Origin of the sequence: Vibrio sp. L5-1 (assembly GCF_021728315.1) — a bacterium.
In the GTDB taxonomy this organism is placed as follows: Bacteria; Pseudomonadota; Gammaproteobacteria; order Enterobacterales; family Vibrionaceae; genus Vibrio; species Vibrio splendidus_K.
Genome location: NZ_JAKKCQ010000002.1, coordinates 655,867 through 677,253 on the forward strand (window position 1 = coordinate 655,867; position 21,387 = coordinate 677,253).

The window sequence follows — 21,387 nt, forward strand, 5'->3', positions numbered from 1 at the left end:
AGTTATGAGTTCCGAATGGAACTAATCTTTTGGTGGCGCTGGCGCTAAGACTTCACGGTTACCGTTATGGCCCGGAGTACTCACAATGCCTTGAGCTTCAAGCTGCTCAACAATTCGTGCCGCGCGGTTGTAGCCAATCTTGAATCGACGTTGCACGCCAGAAACTGAACCACGACGTGAATGGACAACGTGTTCTACCACTTGATCAAACAGTGGATCGACTTCTTCATCGCCTTCCATCTTCTCACCCGGTAACAGTGTTTCCGGGGTTTGGTCGCCGTTCGTAATCTCTTCAATATAGTTTGGCTTACCGCGTGCTTTCCAGTTGTTCACTACCGCGTGTACATCATCATCAGATGCAAACGCACCGTGTACACGAGTTGTGTGGCTTGAACCCGGTGGTAAGTACAACATATCACCCATACCCAATAATGATTCTGCACCACCTTGATCAAGAATAGTTCTTGAATCCGTTTTGGTTGATACCGTAAAGGCAACACGTGTTGGGATGTTTGCTTTAATAAGACCAGTAATAACATCCACCGAAGGACGCTGAGTGGCTAAGATCAAGTGAACACCAGCCGCACGCGCTTTCTGCGCCAAACGTGCAATCAGTTCTTCCACTTTCTTACCGACTACCATAATTAAATCAGCGAATTCATCGACGACAACCACAATATAAGGCAGTTTTTCCAACAATGGTGCTTCAGGGTCCATGCTGTCGCCCGGCTTCCATAGTGGGTCATGGATTGGGTGACCCGCTTCCGCGGCCATCTTCAATTTGTCGTTGTAGCCTTTGATGTTACGAACACCTAGAGCCGACATCAGTTTGTAACGACGTTCCATTTCACCTACACACCAACGAAGGGCGTTAGACGCATCTTTCATGTCAGTCACAACTTCAGACAACAGATGTGGAATACCTTCATAGATAGATAATTCCAACATTTTCGGGTCGATCATGATGAAGCGAACATCTTCTGGTGATGCCTTGTAAAGCATACTCAATATCATCACGTTTACACCGACAGACTTACCAGAACCGGTTGTACCTGCAACCAGAACATGTGGCATCTTCGATAGGTCAGCAATAACCGCTTCACCAGCAATATCTTGCCCTAGAACAACGGTCGTTGGGGACTTCGCTTCTTGGAACTGAGGGCTACCCACCACATCGGAGAAGAATACGGTTTGACGGCTCATGTTCGGCAATTCTAAACCGACGTAAGGTTTACCCGGTATTACCTCGACGACACGCACTGCCAATGCAGAAAGCGAACGAGCTAAGTCCATAGAAAGGCCAGAAATACGGCTTACTTTGACGCCCGGAGCCAGATCGAGTTCGAATCGAGTGATGACAGGACCAGGGAAGATATCAACCACATCAGCTTTAATCTTGTAGTCCGCTAGCTTCGATTCAACAAGACGAGCGATCGCCTCTAGCGCATCGCGGTCAATAAAGGTTTCGCGTTTTTCAGGGTGGAACAACAACTCAAGCGTTGGCAATGGTTCGGCCGGTTTCGGTAAGTTAACATCTTGCTGTACCAGGAACGGGTTTTGTGTCGCTGCCATGTTCGCTTGTGCTTCAGAGACAAGGCTTTGGAAGGCTGCTACATCTTGATCTTCGTGCTGAGGCTCTTCTTCGATGACTTGTTCCCAAGGAAGATCAACCGTTGGCTCTTGAGTTTGTTCGTTTGATTGCTCGTATTCTGAATTATTTTGTTGATTAACTAAAGACTCAGGTTGCTCTGCATTATCTTCTTCAGTCGATACAGACTCGAACTCTGAAGGCTGTTCATAACTTTGTTCTTCAGCCACATCAAACGGTGATGCTTGTACTGAGAAATCGTTTTCACTGGCTTCTTCTAGTTCGCCCATTGGCGAAGCGTATAACGATTCAGGTTGAACATCTTCCGTATCGAATTCGCTCTCAACTTCTGGAGTGCGATCAACTTCTAAAGTGCTATCGACTGCTGAATCAGCACTTTCAAGGCCAATATCAGTAGGGATAACTTCTGGTTGTTCGTTCTGCATGTATTGTTGGTACGCAGCCTGAGATTCGTGAGCATCAGTCTGTTCTTGCTCAGCAAGATCATCTTCATACATAGCGGCATTTTCTAGCTGCTCTATCGTCGCATTCAACTGCTTCGAGCGCTCAATACCTTCTTCTAAAGGTTCTTCTGGCGCGTGGTAAACTGGAGCGACAGAGATAGGTTGCTCTGGTTGAATTTCAGGTTGAACTTGCGGTGCTTCATAAGTAGAAACCTCTGGCTTAGCTGGAGCCTCTACTGGCATATGGATATTGTAATGACGCTTCGACGTTGCACTGTTGTCCAACGCATTGACGCTAGTGTCTGAAGAGTCGTTGGTCGCAGAGAAGCTCATCGCAGGGTCGAGCTGATCTTGTTCTGCTTCTTTATACCCTTCTATAGCCTTACCTTCGATAAGATTATCTTCTAACGCAGGGACATCACGGAAAGTCGGCTTTTGATGACGTTCCGTTAGAGAATCTCTGTCTGTCGATTCTTTCAATTCAGGCTCAAGTAGCTCTTGATCTTGGCCACGAGCCTTATTAACAGCAGATGTAAAAAATTTAATGGCACATTCGCCTAGCCATTCCACAATACTTAACCAAGAAATTCCGGTTAATAGCGTCAAGCCAGCTCCCCATAAGAAAAGAAGAACTAGCGTACTACCGAGAACATTTAACGTGGGAAGCGCAAGGCTTGTTAGTACGTCACCCACGACGCCACCTGACGAAAAGTACCAAATGTCGTCAAAGTTGATATCGGCTAGACCGCAACTAGTAAGAATAAGGACCGTAAGGCCAAGTAAGCGAGTACCCCACAGCATGAAATCGATCTGCTCGTCTTCATTACGTTTACGGAATAATACCCACGCAGCAACCGTTACCAAGATAGGTAAAGGGTAAGCCAAAGAACCAAACACAAAGAAAAGCGTATCCGCCAACCATGCACCTAGGTAGCCACCCGCATTTTGAATGTCACCACCCCACGCCGTTTGCGACCATGATGGGTCTGCAGGACTAAAAGTTAATAACGCAACGGCAAGTAGAATAGAGAAGAGAACACCCATAATCAGGCTGCACTCTTTTAGACGTTGAGAACCATTCAAACGAGGAGACTGAGGCTCTTCACTCGTTTTAATGATTGTTTCTACTTTATTACTGCTCTGCTTGAACATAAACCAACTTAATAATTAAACGGAATAAAACATCTCGAGCGACCAAAGCCGCCCGTTTCAATGAAACTACTGTTGATTTAACCATATCAAACAGAAAAACCCAATTCCAGAAAGCAAGAAAGCGGAACAAATGTCCGCTTTCTTTCATTTCACCAATTGTGACTAACGAGTTTTAATCACAAGTTGATTAGTTTGTTTCACTTCTTCCATTACAACGTAAGTTCGAGTGTCGTTTACGCCCGGTAGACGAAGTAACGTATCACCCAGTAGCTTACGGTAAGCACCCATATCCGATACACGTGTTTTTAGAAGATAGTCAAAATCACCCGACACTAAATGACACTCTTGGATGTCATCCAGTTTCTGCACAGCGGTGTTGAATTGTTCGAACACATCTGGAGCACCACGGTTCAACGTAATTTCAACAAACACTAAAAGTGAAGCATCAAGATACTGTGGGTTCAGCAACGCTGTGTACCCAGTAATGTAACCTTGACGTTCTAAACGACGAACACGCTCAAGACATGGAGTGGGAGAAAGTCCTACTCGTTTTGAGAGTTCAACGTTTGAGATACGACCGTCTTTTTGCAACTCATTAAGAATGTTGCGGTCAATACGATCTAGTTCCTTGGACGGCTTCTTATAATTGTCTGCCATTTTTTATTCCACCTTATTACTTCCTTGCAAAAAAATATACTACAACTTTTTAATATTCGGTATCAAATTCTATCTGAACCTATCTATACTAGATATTAATTCGACAGAATTACCCTACACATAGATAAAACAACCATAATATAATGAGGAGTCAGGATGATCATTGGCGTACCGAAGGAAATCAAGAACCACGAATACCGCGTTGGTATGACCCCAGCTAGCGTGAGAGAACTAATCTCACATAGCCACCAAGTTTTTGTTGAAACCAATGCCGGTACTGGTATCGGTTTTTCAGACGATGATTACATCGCTGTAGGCGCATCCATTCTTCCTACTGCTGCTGACGTTTTCGCGAAAGCAGAGATGATTGTAAAGGTTAAAGAACCTCAAGCTGTCGAGCGAGCTATGCTTCGTGAAGGGCAAATATTATTTACCTATTTACACCTTGCACCAGATTTTCCACAAACGGAAGAGCTAATCAAGAGCAAAGCTGTCTGCGTAGCCTATGAGACTGTAACAGATAATATGGGTCGCTTGCCACTATTAGCACCAATGTCTGAAGTCGCTGGTCGCATGTCTATTCAAGCAGGTGCACAAACACTAGAAAAATCTAACGGTGGTTGTGGCCTTCTTCTTGGCGGCGTTCCTGGTGTTGAACCAGCGAAAGTTGTTGTTGTTGGCGGCGGTGTTGTGGGTGCTAACGCAGCACGTATGGCTGTTGGCCTTCGCGCAGACGTAACCATTCTTGATCGCAACGTAGATACGCTTCGTCGTCTTGATGAAGAATTCCAAGGTCGCGCAAAAGTGGTTTATTCTACTGAAGACGCTATCGAGAAGCATGTTCTAGAAGCAGACCTAGTGATTGGTGCAGTACTGATCCCAGGTGCAGCAGCGCCTAAACTTGTTACAAAAGATCACATTGCGAAAATGAAGCCAGGCTCAGCAGTTGTTGACGTTGCGATCGACCAAGGTGGTTGTTTCGAAACTTCACACGCAACCACTCACGCAGATCCAACTTACATTGTTGATGACGTAGTTCACTACTGTGTTGCTAACATGCCAGGTGCCGTTGCTCGTACTTCAACTTACGCACTAAACAATGCAACACTTCCTTACATTGTTAAGCTAGCGAACAAAGGCTACCGCGAAGCACTTCTATCTGATGAAGGCTTCCTAGAAGGTCTTAACGTTATTCACGGTAAAGTGACTTGTAAAGAAGTTGCTGAAAGCTTTGACCTAGAATACGTAGCGCCTGCAGAAGCAATCGCGATGTTTAACTAATGATGTAATGGCTAACTGAACGCAATAACCTTCTCGTTGAAGCGTTCAGTTAACTCATACGCATTAAACAAAAAGCCAGTACGACATTATGTCGCGCTGGCTTTTTTACATTTATGACTTTGCTTTGCGTTTATGAGTTTATGAGTTTAGATCGTAAAACACGCACAGTTCTGTTTACTGATAACGCTCGACTTTAACCCCATGAATCAATAGGTTTCTTGGCGTAATACTGCGTTCACAGAACTCTTCAATCGAAGCTTCATAGCCTTGTTCTTGCAGATAGATGACACGATCTAAGGCCAACCATATCTCCAATGGGCGTCTAAAGACTTGTTGTACTAAGCTCAACTTCTCCATTTCCCAGAAAAGCGCTTCGCCCTGAACCAAATAAGAGTCAAAATCAATATCTGAACCAAGCGATAGCTCTTTCACTTCAGATGCCCAGCAACAAAATGATTCAAAGCCTTCGGATAGCTCTGATTTCTTGATGCTTGGTACAGGCATGTACTCGTCGACACCAAGTTCAGCCTTAAGCAACTTGCTAAAACCCAAACGGTAACTCATTTCTAACTGACGGTGTCTCTTGACCCTTTCACCACCGGTGACGGTTTCTTGAAGCGGGATTCTTAAATCGCTCTTGCTCAACGTTAATGCGGAGTTTTTCGCAACGGATGACATCGCTTGGTAGCTTTCATCGCGAATAAGATGGTAGCAGCAAGGAGAAATGGTCACTGCAGGAAGCCCATGTGAAACAGATTTCTTCACTAGTTCAACATGAAGATCGCCACAAGCATGAAGAGCAACAGCATGTTGATTTGAGTTAAACACCCGATCTGCATCTTTTGAAAACGCGTCACCTTGAACAAAGCTCATATCTAGATGTTGTGCATCTGCAATCTTTTGCCCGCTTTCACACAGTGACTGTTGCCACTCAAAGCTAGTGACCTTTTGATCTGACTGCTGAGATAAGATTCGACCGAGAAAGCCTTTGCCAGAGCACCATTCAAGCCACTCTTTACCGTGATGGTGATCTAATGAAGCCTCTCCCATCGCCACGATTTGTTGCAGCTTTCTGCCGGGAATACCATCAGCAGTACCACGTGGGAGGTCTAATCCAATCAAAGCCGTATTATCAAACTGGATATTTTGGTTAGCAGCATCTAATCGAGGGAGGAAGCGAGTCAGTTCCTCGACCAAAAGCGGTGGCTGCTCTTTTAACGTTTGAATGCGCTCAATACTCAAACCTTCTAACCAATCAACAAGTGGACGATTCACATCTTTCCATGGTTGATGGTGAGTTTGGCATAGATGAAAAGGCTCCGAACGCCAGTAAATCTGGTGCTCTAGCAAAAATGAATCGAGTATTTTAAATCGTGAATGCATGCTTCCCCCTATGATGCGAGGATTGTAGGGGTAAGAGGCTAAAATGGAAAGGAAGGTTACAAATTGAGGTTGTATAAAGACAACCTACCAGCAAGCAAACCACAAATGAGCTTAAATGAAAACGGCCTGTAAACAGGCCGAATTAGGAATCTAGGTAAGACTATGACCCTTAGCGAACAGGTAGGTCGATATCTTTAAACATCTCTTCGATTTCTTCATTCGATTTCAAAGAAATAGCTTGTTCAACCACAGGACGAGTTAGGTGTGGTGCAAAACGCTCCATAAAATCAAACATGTAAGAACGCAGGAAAGTGCCTTTTCTAAAGCCAATGCTTGTGGTGCTAGCACCAAATAGGTGACTCGCATCAATAGCAACCAAATCTGTATCTTGCTCGTGGTCAATCGCCATACTTGCGATTACACCAACTCCGATCCCCATACGAACATAAGTTTTAATTACGTCTGCATCCGTTGCGGTAAACACAACTCGAGGTGTTAATCCTACTTTGTTGAATGCAGTATCAAGCTCAGAACGGCCAGTAAAACCAAATACATAAGTCACGAGAGAATAAGCAGCAAGATCTTCAATCGAGATAGTTCGTTTTTGCGCAAGAGGATGATCTTTAGTTACAACGATTGAACGGTTCCAGTGATAACAAGGCAGCATAATTGCATCTTGATAAAGGTGCAGCGCTTCCGTTGCAATCGCAAAGTTCGCAGTCCCTTTAGCGACCGCTTCTGACATCTGGCTTGGTGTACCTTGGTGCATGTGAAGCGACACTTTTGGATAACGTGCCGTGAAACCTTTAATCACATCAGGGAGCGCATAACGAGCTTGAGTATGAGTGGTTGAAATATTCAATGTGCCCATCTCAGGATGAGTATGCTCACCCGCTACTGCTTTAATACTCTCTACACGTGCTAAAATCTCTTGAGAGATACGAATAATATCCTCACCGGCTTGTGTAACCTGGGTTAAATGCTTACCGCTACGTTCAAAAATCTGAATGCCTAGCTCGTCTTCAAGTAACCTAACTTGCTTACTAATGCCGGGCTGAGATGTATACAAACTCTCTGCTGTCGCTGAAACATTTAGGTTATGGTTTAGAACCTCAACAATGTACTTCAGTTGCTGTAACTTCATATCTAACCTCGTAATCCTTTACTCATTTCTGCGCTAACTTATTTGCAAATAGAGCTTTATAGTCTCGTGTAATATAATTAATAGTTATAACGCTTCGAGAACCAAAATGACAGAAATAATGAGTTTTTCTAGCTTAACAAACAAAAACATCACTAACGCTTTGCAACCCACACCTCATTCTCATACATTAGTTGGTAAGTTTTGATTGCCGATTGTGCTCAACAAGAGATAATCAGAAATTGCAATTTACGAGTGCCGATACACAATGGAATCGTGTATCCTCTCAAGTTAGCTATAGAAAACAACAAGCAGACACAAATATATGAATATTGGTTTAATAATCGCCTTAGTCGCCGTTCTTTTGGTGTTGGTTTTAGGCTACAACATCATGCTTCAATACAAAGTTAAGGTAGAAACAGCGAAGAAACAGGAAGCTTCTCGTTATCTAACCATTATTGACGGAACAGAAGAGTTGATTGGCAATGCTCATCACATGCCGTTTAGCCAAGATCTTCTTATATGCTTAAACAATCGAATTCTTGATGCGTTAGAAAACATGTATCAGCTCGATCCCAAAAACAAGCAGCTTGCCCAACGTATTGAAAGCGTAAAACAACAAATCACTCAGCTTAAAGAGAACTACCAAGGTGGTGAAAGTACTACCTTCCGCGTTCCAAGCAGTGACAAACAAGCGATCATGATGCTGAAGCTAGTTAAGCGCCTACGTGATACGGTCCGTAACGAGCACAATAAAGGCCGCTTCGAGACTCAAGCTTATGTTGTTGAAAACGCTCGTTTAGAGACGATTCAAATTCGTATCAACATCGAAAATGTTATCAAGCGTGCAAACGACTCGATTTCTCGAGGACAACCAGGCACAGCAATTCAGTTACTGCGTAAAGGTATCGACGCATTAGCAACTAAGAACGATTCATACTCTACTCAAGCGAAAGAAAAGCTTCAGCAGATGCTTAACGATCTTGATCAGAAGCGCCAAGATAAAAACGCGCAAGATTTACAACAGATCGAATCTAAAGAGCGTGACGAAGACATGGATGCCCTCTTCGGTCAGAAGAAGAAATGGTAACTGTCTAACGCAATACTTAAAGGCTGCTATTTACATTAAATTAGCGGCCTTTTTTGTACCTGTTGAATTTCCTTTCTCTGTATAGGGAGATCTCTTGAGCTGTGATAAAATCCCGCATTATCAACAAACTTGCCCTGACCATGTATCAAGAATTATTAGCTCCAATCCACTCTTTTCTTAAAGCTGAAACGCCAGATTCATGGATCGATGAAGCCAAAAAGCCTGAAAACCTTCACATCATTCTACGCGATCACATGCTTTGTGAACTTAAGGCGGCACAGAGTGCTTTGTTCCTTATTCGCAAGTACGCAGTTGATAAAGAAAGCGCAAAACAACTGAATGAATGGATTTTGCCCTACGAGCAATTTGCTTACCGTCGTATCGGAGACTTAGAGTCTCTGCGTGGTAAAAGCAACGTATCAAAGCAAATTACAGCGAAAGAAGGCTGTAATTACGGCGCTGACCTGATCGATAAAATGGTATTGCTGATCAAAGAAGAGCTGCATCATTTCTACCAAGTCATGGAATTGATGGTAAAGAAAGGCGTCACTTACCAACCGATTGAAGCGGGTCGCTACGCTAAGGGTTTAATCAAGCAAGTCAAAACTTACGAACCCGATGCTCTAGTTGATAAGCTCATCATCGGTGCTTTTATCGAAGCTCGCTCTTGTGAGCGTTTCGCTAAATTAGCTCCATTCTTGGAAGAAGATATGGAGAAGTTTTACGTGTCTCTGCTTCGCTCAGAGGCTCGTCATTACCAAGATTACCTTGAGTTAGCAGAGCAGATCGCAGGGAAAGATATCTCAGAGCGTATTGCTCATTTCGCGCAAGTAGAAGCGGAACTTATTACTTCAGAAGACAGCGATTTTAAGTTCCATAGTGGCGCTCCGGTTTAGACTAGGCAAGATAACTCAAGTCCAGACCAATTCAATGCCTCATACACAAATGAAAAGGCCTCGAACACAAATAAGAAGGCCAGCAATTTGCTGGCCTTCTTATTCGCATAGCTTTCTGATGCAAACCTAAGCTAGCGTACCGTTGATCTCTGCAAGTACAGCGGCAGGGTCTATCGCTTGAGTGATAGGGCGACCGATAACAAGGTAGTCAGAACCTGACTCAATCGCTTTAGAAGGCGTCATGATTCTCTTCTGGTCACCAACATCAGTACCTACAGGACGAATACCAGGAGTTACTAGCTTGAATTCTTGGCCAAGTGCACCTTTCAGTAAAGAAGCCTCTTGTGCCGAACATACAACGCCGTCTAAACCAGAGTTTTTAGTCAGAGATGCCAAGCGCATCACCTGCTGCTGTGGCTCAAGATCCAAACCAATACCCGCCAAGTCAGATTGCTCCATACTGGTCAGTACTGTCACGCCAATTAGCAATGGACGATCTTTACCATACGGTTCCAAAATTTCGCGAGACGCCGTCATCATGCGCTCACCACCACTTGCATGTACGTTCACCATCCAAACGCCTAGTTCTGCGGCAGCTCTCACAGCTTTTGAACATGTGTTTGGGATGTCGTGGAATTTAAGATCCAAAAATACTGAGAAACCACGTTTATGCAATTCACGAACAAATTCAGGACCAAACAAGGTAAACATCTCTTTGCCCACTTTTAGACGGCAAGATGCTGGGTCAATACGATCAACAAAGGCTAACGCATCCGCTTGGTTATCATAATCCAATGCTACAATGATTTTTTGGTCGTTCATTTCATCTCCTAACGCAGTTAACTTTCTACAAAATATTTATACCAATCAGGCCATAAATAACAGTCATAAAAATGCAGCCCGAAAGCTGCAATTAATAATTTGGTCTTAAAATGACCACAAATCTATTCACCATCAAGCCCACGAATAGGCTTGATCGTTCCCCACCCCTTACATGAAGGGCAGTGCCAATACATTGAGTGTGTTGAGAAACCACACTGACGACAACGATAATGAGGCTTAACCTTAAGTTGTTCACCAACCATAGATTGAAGTGTGGTTAAGCTGTCTTTCGCACGACCTTCTTCTGCTTCCGCTAGGTGATAATCGATTAATCGATAAAAACCCTTCATGGTTGGATTTTTGACTAGCTGCTTTGTTAGTAGCTCTTGAGCAGAACCAACATCTTCATGGTGAGCAACCAATTGAGCGAGCATCAGTTCAGCGGATACACCAGCTTTATTCTGAATACAAGCTTTAAGGAACTCGACCAATTGAGCCTCTTGCCCAAGCTTGTGGTAACACTCAGCAAGGGTTGGCAACACCTCACTAATAAAGTCGATATCTTGCTCGAGTACCGACTCCAAACAATCGATTGTCTTTTGGTAGTCTTCGTTCGCTAAGTGGAACTTGCCTAGAGCAATGCTAGCACGAACACATTTAGGGTCTTCAGAAAGTGCCTTTTTGAAATGCTGAAGCGCTTTAGAGCGATTACCATCGGCTTGCTCTTGCATCGCAAGTTCACACCAGAAATGTGCAACAGTCGCGCGCATCTTCATTTTCTTCTTGCCGAGCTTAACTAGGATATTTCCGTAATGAATAGCCTTGTTCCACTCTCGAGTTTGCTGATAAATAGCAACCAACTGCTGTAGAGCACCCTCTTTGTGATCGGGTTCTTCTACAAGCTGTTCAAAGATTTTTTCGGCGCGGTCAAGAAAGCCAGAGACCATATAATCTTTAGCTAATTGTTGTAGTGCGAGGTTTTTCTGATCGAGAGTAAGCCCCGAACGGGAGATAAGATTTTGGTGGATACGAATAGCACGGTCGACTTCACCTCTAGAGCGGAACAAGTTGCCCAAAGCTAAGTGAGTATCGATGGTTTCATTGTCGACTTGAAGGAGTTCAATGAAGTGATCAACCGCTTTGTCAGACTGATCTGACAGTAATAGGTTCAAACCCGTCACGTATTGACGGGAAATCTGGTGTGATTGTTTCTGTTTTTCTTGCTGAGCATTACGATTACCCATATACCAACCGTAAGCGGCGGCAATAGGTAAGAGCAAGAACAGTAACTCTAACATCAAATAAGACCTTTAAGCTTTGGTATCAGCAGCTACCTGCTTTGATTGCTTATTGAGTTGTTTCTTCAAACGATGAATTCTCAGTTGAGATCGCATGTGCATATTGCCGAAGACTAACCAAGCAAGACCAAAACCTGAAACAAAGACAACACCTAATAAGCTTGATAGGTGGAAATCACCTTGCGCTAGCAGATAGTTGAAATTCACACTTGTTTGGTTTTGAGAGCCTAAAGCCAGTGCAATTAGGAAAAGTGCGATAACGGCGACTATTTTTATAATTTTCATAGTTCATCACTCATTGGTTAGTTAGCTGTACGATTATGCAGGAAAATTACTAATCAGACCACCATATTATGGTCATAAAAAAGCGGCATACATTATAGTATGCCGCTTTTCTTAATTCCGATAAGTAGTCTACAGTCCTGAGTTTACTCGTTCGCGTAGCTCTTTACCTGGTTTAAAGTGAGGAACGTATTTGCCTTCCAACTCAACCTTGTCACCAGTTTTAGGATTACGTCCAACACGAGGTTCACGGAAATGCAGAGAAAAACTGCCAAAACCGCGAATTTCGATTCGATCACCACTTTCTAGTGTTGAAGCCATGTGCTCTAAAATGTCTTTTACAGCGTCTTCAATTTCTTTTGCAGAAAGGTGCGTTTGCTCAGCGCACAGTCTTTCAATCAATTCAGACTTAGTCATAGTTACCCTCGTTGGTTTTCTTTTTAGAAATTATAGACCTATCGGAAAAATAAGCAAAAAAAAAGGAGCCTTGCGGCTCCTTTCTTGGCTATATAGCTATAATTCTCTTAATGAGAAGCTATTATTCGCCTTTAGCAGCTTTGAATGCGTCTGCCATTGCGTTACCGAACGCGCCTTCATCAGACTTGTTCAGTGAAGCCATTGCTTCTTGCTCATCAGCTTCATCTTTAGCTTTGATAGATAGGTTGATTACGCGGTTCTTACGGTCTACACCAGTGAACTTCGCTTCAACGCTGTCGCCAACGCTTAGGATTAGAGATGCATCTTCGATACGGTCACGAGAAACTTCAGAAGCGCGTAGGTAACCCTCAACGCCTTCGATTAGCTCGATAGTAGCGCCTTTCGCGTCAACTGCAGTTACAGTACCGTTTACAAGAACACCTTTCTTGTTGTCAGCAACGTATGCGTTGAACGGGTCGTTTTCCATTTGCTTAACGCCAAGAGAAATACGCTCACGCTCTGCATCTACTGCTAGAACAACAGCAGAGATTTCGTCGCCTTTCTTGTATTCACGTACAGCTTCTTCGCCGGCAGCGTTCCAAGAAATGTCAGATAGGTGTACAAGACCGTCGATACCGCCTTCTAGACCGATGAAGATACCAAAGTCAGTGATAGACTTGATCTTACCAGTAACTTTGTCGCCCTTAGCTTGCATTTCTGCAAATGACTGCCATGGGTTAGCTTTACACTGTTTCAGACCTAGAGAGATACGACGACGTTCTTCGTCGATATCAAGAACCATAACCTCAACTTCGTCGCCAACATTAACAACTTTAGAAGGGTGGATGTTCTTGTTAGTCCAATCCATTTCAGAAACGTGTACTAGACCTTCAACGCCTTCTTCGATTTCAACGAAGCAGCCGTAGTCAGTTAGGTTCGTAACACGACCAGAAAGTTTGTGACCTTCTGGGTAACGCTTAGCGATTGCTACCCATGGATCTTCGCCAAGTTGCTTAAGACCTAGTGAAACACGAGTGCGCTCACGATCGAACTTAAGAACTTTAACTAGGATTTCGTCACCAACGTTAACGATCTCTGATGGGTGCTTAACACGCTTCCAAGCCATATCTGTGATATGTAGAAGACCGTCAACACCGCCAAGATCAACGAATGCACCGTAGTCAGTAAGGTTCTTAACGATACCTTTAACTTCAGTACCTTCTTGTAGAGTTTCAAGAAGTTCGTCACGCTCAACACTGTTTTCAGATTCGATAACAGCACGACGAGAAACAACAACGTTGTTACGCTTCTGGTCTAGCTTGATTACTTTGAACTCTAGCTCTTTGTTTTCTAGGTGAGCAGTGTCACGGATAGGACGTACGTCTACTAGAGAACCAGGAAGGAAAGCACGGATACCGTTAAGTTCAACAGTGAAACCGCCTTTAACTTTACCGTTGATGATACCAACAACAGTTTCAGCTTCTTCACAAGCTTTCTCAAGTACGATCCAAGCTTCATGACGCTTAGCTTTCTCACGAGAAAGTTGAGTCTCACCGAAACCATCTTCAACAGCGTCTAGAGCTACGTCTACTTCAGCACCAACTTCAACTTCAAGTTCGCCAGCAGCGTTCTTGAATTGTTCAGCAGGGATAGCAGATTCAGACTTAAGACCAGCATCTACAAGAACGAAACCGTTCTCGATAGCTACTACAGTACCTTTAACGATGCTGCCTTGTTGGAATTCAGTTTCAGATAGAAACTCTTCAAAGAGTTGAGCAAAAGATTCAGTCATTATTTAATCTTCAATAATTAAACGTCCATGGGTATCCTACCGCATGGGGTTGATAAATTCGCCGGTCATCATCCTTGCGACCAACGTTCGTACTAGCTCGGCGAAATTACCCAGCCAGTTTCGATTCAATATAGTGTAGTGCTTTTTCTACTACCTGCTCAATATTCATTGAGGTGGAATCAAGCACTAGAGCATCCTCTGCAGGGCGAAGTGGCGCCACTGGACGATTACGATCTCGGTCGTCTCGCTCTTGGATCTCGCTCAAAAGGTCGTCAAATTTAACATCTAACCCCTTCTGTTGCAACTGTTTAAGGCGGCGACTCGCACGCTCTTCAGCACTTGCATCTAAAAATATTTTCGCTCCAGCTTCAGGAAACACAACCGTTCCCATGTCACGGCCATCAGCAACCAAACCAGGTGCCGCGCTGAATGCGCGTTGACGACGAAGCAGTGCTTCACGAACGCGAGGTAAAGCTGCTACTTTTGAAGCTGCCATGCCGGTTTCTTCTTTGCGAAGTTCACCAGACACATCTTCACCTTCTAGGATAACCTTAACTAAGTCGCCTTCAGCAATAAACTGCACGTCTAAGTGTGTCGCAAGCGGTACTAAAGCATCTTCTGATTCAGTATCCACACCATGGTGAATTGCCGCTAAAGCCAATACGCGATAGATCGCGCCTGAGTCTAGAAGATGAAAGCCTAGCTTATCTGCTAGCAACATACACAGGGTACCTTTACCTGCACCACTTGGTCCATCAACCGTAATCACTGGGCTTTGAGAAGGCATCTTTTACTCCACGTTTTGTCGTAAGTTTTATTCTGTACTAGCGATTCGCCACTACTTTATAGGCGGCATATTATAGAGAAAAATTGGAAGTCGAGCGAGGTAAATCTCAGATAATTCCGAGTTGATGATGCATAAACCAATGCAACCAGCCCAATATCCGTTTGCTTAGGTCAATAAGACACACACGCGCTTTTCGATAGCGCACTTTTCGATAGGTAGAAAAAAGCCTCGCAACTAGCAAGGCTCATGAATTTGCATTTTGTAGAGCAAAGAAGAAGTAGCTCAAAGAAGCTTAGCCAATAATAGCTCGAACCGCTTCTAAGTCTTCAGGCGTATCAACACCAGCAGCAGGCGCCTCTTCTGCAACTGCCACATGAATTTTTTCACCATACCAAAGTACACGTAACTGCTCTAGGCACTCAATACGCTCAAGTGTACTTGGTTCCCAATTGATGTAGGTATTGATAAAACCCGCACGGTAAGCGTAGATGCCAATGTGACGAAGCAGTGGAGATTCCGCTGCTGTACCGTTGTTCGCGTAAGCATCGCGATCCCAAGGAATAGTAGCTCGGCTAAAATACAGGGCATACCCATCTTTGTCAGTCACAACTTTTACGGCGTTAGGATTAAACACTTCATCAGCATGAGTAATTTCCACACCGAGTGTTGCCATCGGAGCTGTACTGTTCGCAAGATTGTTAGCAACCTGATTAATGATCGCTGGTGGGATAAGTGGCTCATCACCTTGAACATTCACGATAATATGATCATCAGGAATCTTCATAACTTCAATCACTTCAGCTAGGCGTTCAGTACCTGACTCATGATTCGGTGATGTCATACAAACGGTCGCGCCAAATGCTTTAGCCGCTTTTTCAACTCGAGCGTCGTCGGTAGCGATAATAACGTTATCAGCACCCGCCTTCATTGACTGTTCGTATACCCATTGAATCATCGGCTTTCCACCAATGTCAGCAAGCGGCTTCCCAGGTAAACGGCTCGATTGGTATCTCGCAGGTATAACAACCGTATAAGACATTACTTACCCTCATCCATAGAAACGGTGCGAGCTTCAGGTTCTAAAAGAACAGGAATACCCTCTTTAATTGGGTAAGCAAGGCGATCAATTTTACAAACAAGCTCTTGCTTATCCTTGTCAAAAGTTAGTTTACCTTTACATACAGGGCAAGCAACGATCTCAAGTAGACGGTGATCCATAGTATTCCATAACCTCTTTTATTCTTTTTAAAATTTGCTGTTGCGAATCTTCATCAAACTGCGCAGAAACTGGAAGATACCACCAGTTATCTTGAGCATATTCTTCGCATTTTACAGCGTCTTTTTCTGTCATAATCAGATTCATACCTTTCTTAGCTAAGGCATGAAGTTCATCTTTATCAAAATCTTGATGGTCGGCGAAGCCCTGTGTGAAAACCACATCACCATCAAGATCTTCCAATGTTTTAAAAAAGCGTGGTGGGTGGCCAATACCAGCAAAAGCCACCAGCTTCTGTAATTCTGCCACAGACCTTTTCTGACCGGTCTTTAGGTTAACGGCTTGGCTTGGTAGCAAAGACATAGAGAACTCTCGTCCTTGCACTTTACCGCCATTGTTAACCAAAAAGTCTACGTCATCTAAACGAGATATAGGCTCTCTTAACGGGCCTAAAGGAATTGGGCATTCGCTACCAAAGCGTCTAGCACCGTCGATAACCGCAAATTCAATATCACGTTCAAGTGCATAATGCTGAAGGCCATCATCCGTGATGATGACATCAACCCCTTCGCTCAACAAAGCCTTTACGGCGTTTGCACGCACAGGATCGACTGCGACAGGCGCACCAGTTCGCTTTCGAATTAAACGAGGTTCATCGCCAGAGTGTTCAGCAAGCGTGTTTTCATCCAATACTAACGGGTAGCTTGGCGCTTTTGCCCCATAACCTCGAGAAACCACTCCAGGCTTAAAGCCGTTAGCTTGAAGCACCTCAACTAACCAAATCACAACCGGTGTTTTACCATTGCCACCAGCGGTAATATTACCAACAACAATTACTGGTAAGGGCGGACGGTAGGTCTCTTTTTTACCGGATAGATAGGCGTCACGTCTTTGACCGCTGATCATTTTGAAAAGCAGACTCAATGGCCACAGTAGCGGCCAAAGAAGGTATTTTAACGGATGATTGTTAAACCAAATCTTTTCGATCACAACAAGACCTAATCTTATCCGCTGAACTGAATTCGGTGTAGTTGCGCATAAGCGCCATCATGCGCAATTAGCTCCGCGTGTGCACCTCTTTCTACAATACGACCATCATCAACCACTAAGATCTCATCGGCTTGTTCAATAGTAGAGAGTCGGTGTGCGATAACCAATACTGTCTTGTCCTTTTGCAGCTCTTCTAACGCAGATTGGATCGCTCTCTCTGATTCAGTATCCAAAGCCGATGTAGCTTCATCAAGAATCAATACTGGAGCCTCTCTTAACAACGCTCTTGCAATAGCGATACGTTGTCTTTGGCCGCCAGATAGGCTTGCCCCATTCTCACCAACAATCGTATCAATGCCGTTTTCCATGCCTTCGATAAATTCAGTAGCATGAGCAAGCTTAGCCGCGTGTTCGATTTGTTCGCGAGAATATTTAGCTTCTGCTGCGTAAGCAATGTTGTTGGCTACCGTATCGTTAAACAGGTGTACATTTTGAGAAACAAGTGCAAAGTGCTCACGTAGATTTCTCAATTCGTAATCACGAATATCATGTCCATCAAGTTCGATAGAGCCTGAATCTACGTCATAAAAACGAGTAAACAGATTAGCAATGGTACTCTTGCCCGAACCTGATCGGCCGACAAGTGCAACGGTCTTGCCTTTCGGTATATTAAAACTGACCTTATCAAGCGCTGGTTTCTCAGCACCTTGGTAAGTAAATGTCACATCTTTTACTTCGACTTCACCCGCTACGGTTTCAGGCTTCAACGTACCTTTATTTTGTTCCGTATCTAGATCCATCAAACCAAATAGGGTCGTACTCGCTGCCATACCGCGTTGGAATTCAGACGTTACATTGGTTAAGGCTTTCAGGGGGCGTAGTAAGCCAAACATCGCGGAGAACACAACGGTAAACGTACCTGCTGTTAGCTCAGCTTTAATTGAATCAACACTCGCGAGATAAAGAACAACAACAATCGCGATAGAGGCAATCATCTGAATAATTGGGTTAGCGGCAGCTTGAGCCGTCACCAGCTTCATACTTTGTTGGCGCATCTGGTTGCTAACCGTATCAAAACGGCCTCTTTCTAAGTCTTGACCACCGTAAGTTAGAACTACCTTATGGCCTTTCAGCATTTGTTCTGCCGAAGAAGCAACATGACCCATGCTGGTTTGCATGTTTTTAGAGATTTTTCTGAATCGCTTAGATACGATACTGATTGCCCACGCAACAAAAGGGGCGACAGCAAATAGCACCAAAGACAACTGCCAGCTATTCCAGAACATCAGCGTCAACAAGCCAATGATGCTGGCACCTTCACGCACAATACTGACCAAAGCCTTACTGGTTGCTGCAGAAACTTGTTCTGAATCGTAAGTAATGCGAGATAGCAGTGCGCCCGTCTGCTCTTTATCAAAGAAAGATACCGGCATGTGCATAAAGTGACTGAATATTTTACGACGAATCTCCATCACCACGTTGCCAGAGACCCAACTCAAGCAGTAGGTTGAGACGAAGCCACTCACACCACGAATGAACATCATGGCAAAAATAATAATAGGGAGAGTGCGTAAAAAATCAGACTCAGCGTTACCAAAGCCTTCATCAAGTAAAGGCTTTAGTAAGGAAATCATATAGGTATCAGAGACGGCATTTATAATAAGCGCAATAACCGCAACACCAAGGCCGGCCTTATACAGTCGAATATAAGTCCAAAGTCTTTTAAATGTGACCCAGGTAGTTTCATCTGTTTGTGTTGACATAGAATCGCTTAATTTTCTCACAATAATCTATCTATTCTACTCCCTTACGAAGCATCTGCCTATACCACTGCCTGCCTTGTTGTTCTCTAATCGTATGATATTTCCAACCTTCCTTACTGATAGTGATGGTTATTTGTCCGCTTTCTCCGGTATCAAGCCAAGCACTACCCGTTTCATGATAACGTTCAATCACAGATTTGCTGGGCATTCCCCACTGATTACCTTTGGCCAAAGAAGCAATTGCTAGCTGAGGTGAAACTGCCTCAATAAACGGCTTAATCGACGACGAATTACTACCATGATGCGGGACAAGCATCACGTCGCTCTTGAGCCGCTGACCTTCACGAGCAAGTAGCCACTCACTTACCCGTTCAATATCACCAGTTAGCAACATCGAGAACTCAGAATTGGGCTCAAAAATCCTGACCACACACGAATGTGGGTTGTACGCCCTCTTTACTCTTTGAGGTGGCCATAAAACCTCAAACTCTAGACCCTGCCAGTTCCACACCTCTCCAAAAGTACATGTTTGGATATTCGACTGAACTTGAACAGTAGATTTTGTTTGTTGATTGATGTTCTGACTGGCTCTTATCCACTTAGGATTGTAGTTTTTAAGTAACGCCGGATAGCCACCAGCATGGTCAGAATCGAAATGACTCACTATCACACCTTCCACCTCATGAACTCCTCTCTGACTCAAGGAGGGAATCAGCAAGGATTCAACAATCGAACCTCCCTGCCACGCGTTGCCGAGATCGTAAACAACGACCTGATTGTTCTTTTCCAAAACTAAAGACAACCCATGCCCTACATCCAAGATATCGATTGTTAATTTGTTTTGCTGCTTACCGAACTCCCACCACAATACAAACACTGCAATGACCAATATTGATAGTGTTCGTTTGAGATATCGACTGACGAACCCGAAAAATAAGATGAGGAATACAGACAACGCCATACTGTGATTATCAACTTGAATCCAAAATCGTTCAGAGAAAGGAAGGCTAAATACGAGAGGATCAAGCGACAAGTCGACCAACATCCATAGCTGTTCAGAAAAACCATTACTTAACGCTGTTAAACTAATCACCTCCGGCACTGACTCCAATATTAAGCTAAGTAACATCGCAAGAAACAGTAGCGGGATCGTCACCATTGATACCCAAGGCAAAAGGATCAAGTTGTAGAGAACAGAGACTAGACTCACCCCTTTAAAAAACAGTATCGAAAAGGGAGCAATAAGAAATGTCAGCATCAGCTGAATCTTGATGAGCTGCCGCCATCGATCGATAAGAGTGGCATTTGAAGATGATGGCCGACTATTCAAGGCGATATAAATAACGGCACCCAACGCACCAAAGGATAGCCAAAAGCTACTCGACAATGCTGAAAACGGCCAAATCAGCAGAACCACGCACAGGCTTAAGACGACATACCGAAGCACACTAATATTTTGCCCACGCCACAAGAAATAGCTCGCGATAATACACATCACTAAAGCTCTCAAGGTTGGCAGCGTGAATCCGGCAAACCAACTGTAGAAATAGGCTAAGCCGAGACCGAATATTGTGGGAAACCAAAGAAATGAAGGTGAGAGTAACCTGAATATCTTTCCTACCTGATAGCCGATACCAAAGGCAATCCCAATATGTAGCCCCGAGATAGCCATCAAGTGAATCAAACCACTGCTTTTAAGCAAATCCCAACGCTGAGGATGGATAAGGTCTCGATAACCAAAACTCAAAGCCATAATGAGGTCTTGATTTGCTAACTCACTTAACCTTTCAAGACGGTTTTCAAACCAATGAGACCGCATGTTAGTATTGGTGTGAATTCGATATTTGGTATCGGCCCTGTAAGTTGCATTGGCAACCACACCGGTGCTAAACAAATACTTTTCTAGATCAAAGCCTGCTTCATTAAGTTTACCCCACACTGGTTTTATTGAGACAGATAAATAGACATCATCCCCGAGCGTCAACTTAAAAGGAGTAAACAAACGCAATTTTATCAATTGGGGAAAGATTAATTTTTCGCCGCCAATTGATCTGGCTACTATTACGCTTTCAAAACCGTGGCTATTTTCACTAAAAAGGCTAACAACCGAAGCATTTATGGTAGTATTCTGCCCTGATTGGAATAAGCGACTCGTTTGTATTTCAATCGCATTCCCTAGGCAGATAACTAGTATCAATGCTGTTGCTAGACCTCTTGCTCTCCGGAAAACGCTATACTTTGTTGATGCTAGCAGTAACAACAGCATCAATGGTGCCCAAACCCAATGTGGCATCACAGGCCAGAAGCTGGCAGACACAACTGTCGCAGCAAATGAAATCAAGAACCAAGTGTTAAACAAGAGAGTAGC

At 43.9% G+C, this 21,387-nt stretch carries 18 protein-coding genes; 3 read left to right on the forward strand and 15 right to left on the reverse strand.

The window, feature by feature from the left end:
• Positions 1-21: 21 nt before the first annotated feature.
• Together L3V35_RS09760 and lrp are read right to left on the reverse strand one after the other, a co-directional pair.
• Positions 22-3,204 carry a DNA translocase FtsK 4TM domain-containing protein gene (locus tag L3V35_RS09760; RefSeq protein ID WP_237299496.1) on the reverse strand — a complete coding sequence of 1,061 codons (3,183 nt, stop codon included), beginning with the start codon at positions 3,202-3,204 and terminating at the stop codon, positions 22-24.
• A gap of 162 nt (positions 3,205-3,366) precedes the next feature.
• Positions 3,367-3,861: a leucine-responsive transcriptional regulator Lrp gene (gene lrp / locus L3V35_RS09765; protein WP_004734558.1), complete on the reverse strand. Its 495-nt coding sequence runs from the start codon at positions 3,859-3,861 to the stop codon at positions 3,367-3,369.
• 156 nt (positions 3,862-4,017) lie between these two features.
• Here lrp and ald point away from each other — a divergent pair, with 156 nt between their 5' ends.
• The gene (gene ald / locus L3V35_RS09770) at positions 4,018-5,142 is read left to right on the forward strand and encodes an alanine dehydrogenase (protein WP_017107652.1); all 1,125 of its coding nucleotides are present in this window, start codon (positions 4,018-4,020) and stop codon (positions 5,140-5,142) included.
• A gap of 174 nt (positions 5,143-5,316) precedes the next feature.
• Here the strand turns inward: ald and L3V35_RS09775 are convergent, their stop codons facing one another.
• Complete coding sequence (locus tag L3V35_RS09775) at positions 5,317-6,525, reverse strand: methyltransferase (RefSeq protein WP_237299498.1); 1,209 nt, start codon at positions 6,523-6,525, stop codon at positions 5,317-5,319.
• 169 nt (positions 6,526-6,694) lie between these two features.
• Positions 6,695-7,669, reverse strand: a complete 975-nt coding sequence (gene cysB, locus L3V35_RS09780; protein WP_004734561.1) for an HTH-type transcriptional regulator CysB — start codon at positions 7,667-7,669, stop codon at positions 6,695-6,697.
• 322 nt (positions 7,670-7,991) lie between these two features.
• Between cysB and L3V35_RS09785 the strand changes: the two genes are divergently transcribed.
• Together L3V35_RS09785 and miaE are read left to right on the forward strand one after the other, a co-directional pair.
• Positions 7,992-8,756, forward strand: coding sequence for a hypothetical protein (locus tag L3V35_RS09785; protein WP_004734562.1), 765 nt, complete (start codon positions 7,992-7,994; stop codon positions 8,754-8,756).
• A 101-nt stretch (positions 8,757-8,857) separates the two neighbouring features.
• On the forward strand, positions 8,858-9,652 hold the full coding sequence (gene miaE / locus L3V35_RS09790; RefSeq protein ID WP_012604394.1) for a tRNA isopentenyl-2-thiomethyl-A-37 hydroxylase MiaE: 795 nt from the start codon (positions 8,858-8,860) through the stop codon (positions 9,650-9,652).
• A gap of 126 nt (positions 9,653-9,778) precedes the next feature.
• On the opposite strand, the gene pyrF is transcribed toward miaE, so the two are convergent.
• From pyrF to L3V35_RS09845, 11 genes are all read right to left on the reverse strand, one after another.
• Positions 9,779-10,474 carry an orotidine-5'-phosphate decarboxylase gene (gene pyrF / locus L3V35_RS09795; RefSeq protein ID WP_146457277.1) on the reverse strand — a complete coding sequence of 232 codons (696 nt, stop codon included), beginning with the start codon at positions 10,472-10,474 and terminating at the stop codon, positions 9,779-9,781.
• 122 nt (positions 10,475-10,596) lie between these two features.
• A complete protein-coding gene (gene lapB, locus L3V35_RS09800) occupies positions 10,597-11,772 on the reverse strand; it encodes a lipopolysaccharide assembly protein LapB (protein WP_004734543.1) in 1,176 nt (391 codons plus the stop codon).
• 12 nt (positions 11,773-11,784) lie between these two features.
• A complete protein-coding gene (locus tag L3V35_RS09805) occupies positions 11,785-12,057 on the reverse strand; it encodes a lipopolysaccharide assembly protein LapA domain-containing protein (RefSeq protein ID WP_004734544.1) in 273 nt (90 codons plus the stop codon).
• 129 nt (positions 12,058-12,186) lie between these two features.
• Positions 12,187-12,471, reverse strand: a complete 285-nt coding sequence (gene ihfB, locus L3V35_RS09810; RefSeq protein ID WP_017073307.1) for an integration host factor subunit beta — start codon at positions 12,469-12,471, stop codon at positions 12,187-12,189.
• A 121-nt stretch (positions 12,472-12,592) separates the two neighbouring features.
• Positions 12,593-14,263: a 30S ribosomal protein S1 gene (rpsA, locus tag L3V35_RS09815; protein ID WP_017057038.1), complete on the reverse strand. Its 1,671-nt coding sequence runs from the start codon at positions 14,261-14,263 to the stop codon at positions 12,593-12,595.
• Between the two features lie 106 nt (positions 14,264-14,369).
• A complete protein-coding gene (gene cmk / locus L3V35_RS09820; RefSeq protein ID WP_171314744.1) occupies positions 14,370-15,050 on the reverse strand; it encodes a (d)CMP kinase in 681 nt (226 codons plus the stop codon).
• A 292-nt stretch (positions 15,051-15,342) separates the two neighbouring features.
• A complete protein-coding gene (gene kdsB / locus L3V35_RS09825) occupies positions 15,343-16,089 on the reverse strand; it encodes a 3-deoxy-manno-octulosonate cytidylyltransferase (protein ID WP_004736427.1) in 747 nt (248 codons plus the stop codon).
• The gene (locus tag L3V35_RS09830) at positions 16,089-16,268 is read right to left on the reverse strand and encodes a Trm112 family protein (protein WP_004736429.1); all 180 of its coding nucleotides are present in this window, start codon (positions 16,266-16,268) and stop codon (positions 16,089-16,091) included. The genes kdsB and L3V35_RS09830 overlap by 1 nt, the downstream gene beginning before the upstream one ends.
• Positions 16,249-17,256 (reverse strand): tetraacyldisaccharide 4'-kinase, encoded by a 1,008-nt coding sequence (gene lpxK / locus L3V35_RS09835; protein ID WP_146457273.1) that lies wholly within the window; start codon positions 17,254-17,256, stop codon positions 16,249-16,251. Before lpxK ends, L3V35_RS09830 begins: the two co-directional genes overlap by 20 nt.
• Before the next feature lie 14 nt (positions 17,257-17,270).
• Positions 17,271-19,019: a lipid A ABC transporter ATP-binding protein/permease MsbA gene (gene msbA, locus L3V35_RS09840; protein ID WP_054546671.1), complete on the reverse strand. Its 1,749-nt coding sequence runs from the start codon at positions 19,017-19,019 to the stop codon at positions 17,271-17,273.
• A gap of 31 nt (positions 19,020-19,050) precedes the next feature.
• A complete protein-coding gene (locus tag L3V35_RS09845; protein ID WP_237299500.1) occupies positions 19,051-21,378 on the reverse strand; it encodes a DNA internalization-related competence protein ComEC/Rec2 in 2,328 nt (775 codons plus the stop codon).
• Positions 21,379-21,387 lie beyond the last annotated feature (9 nt).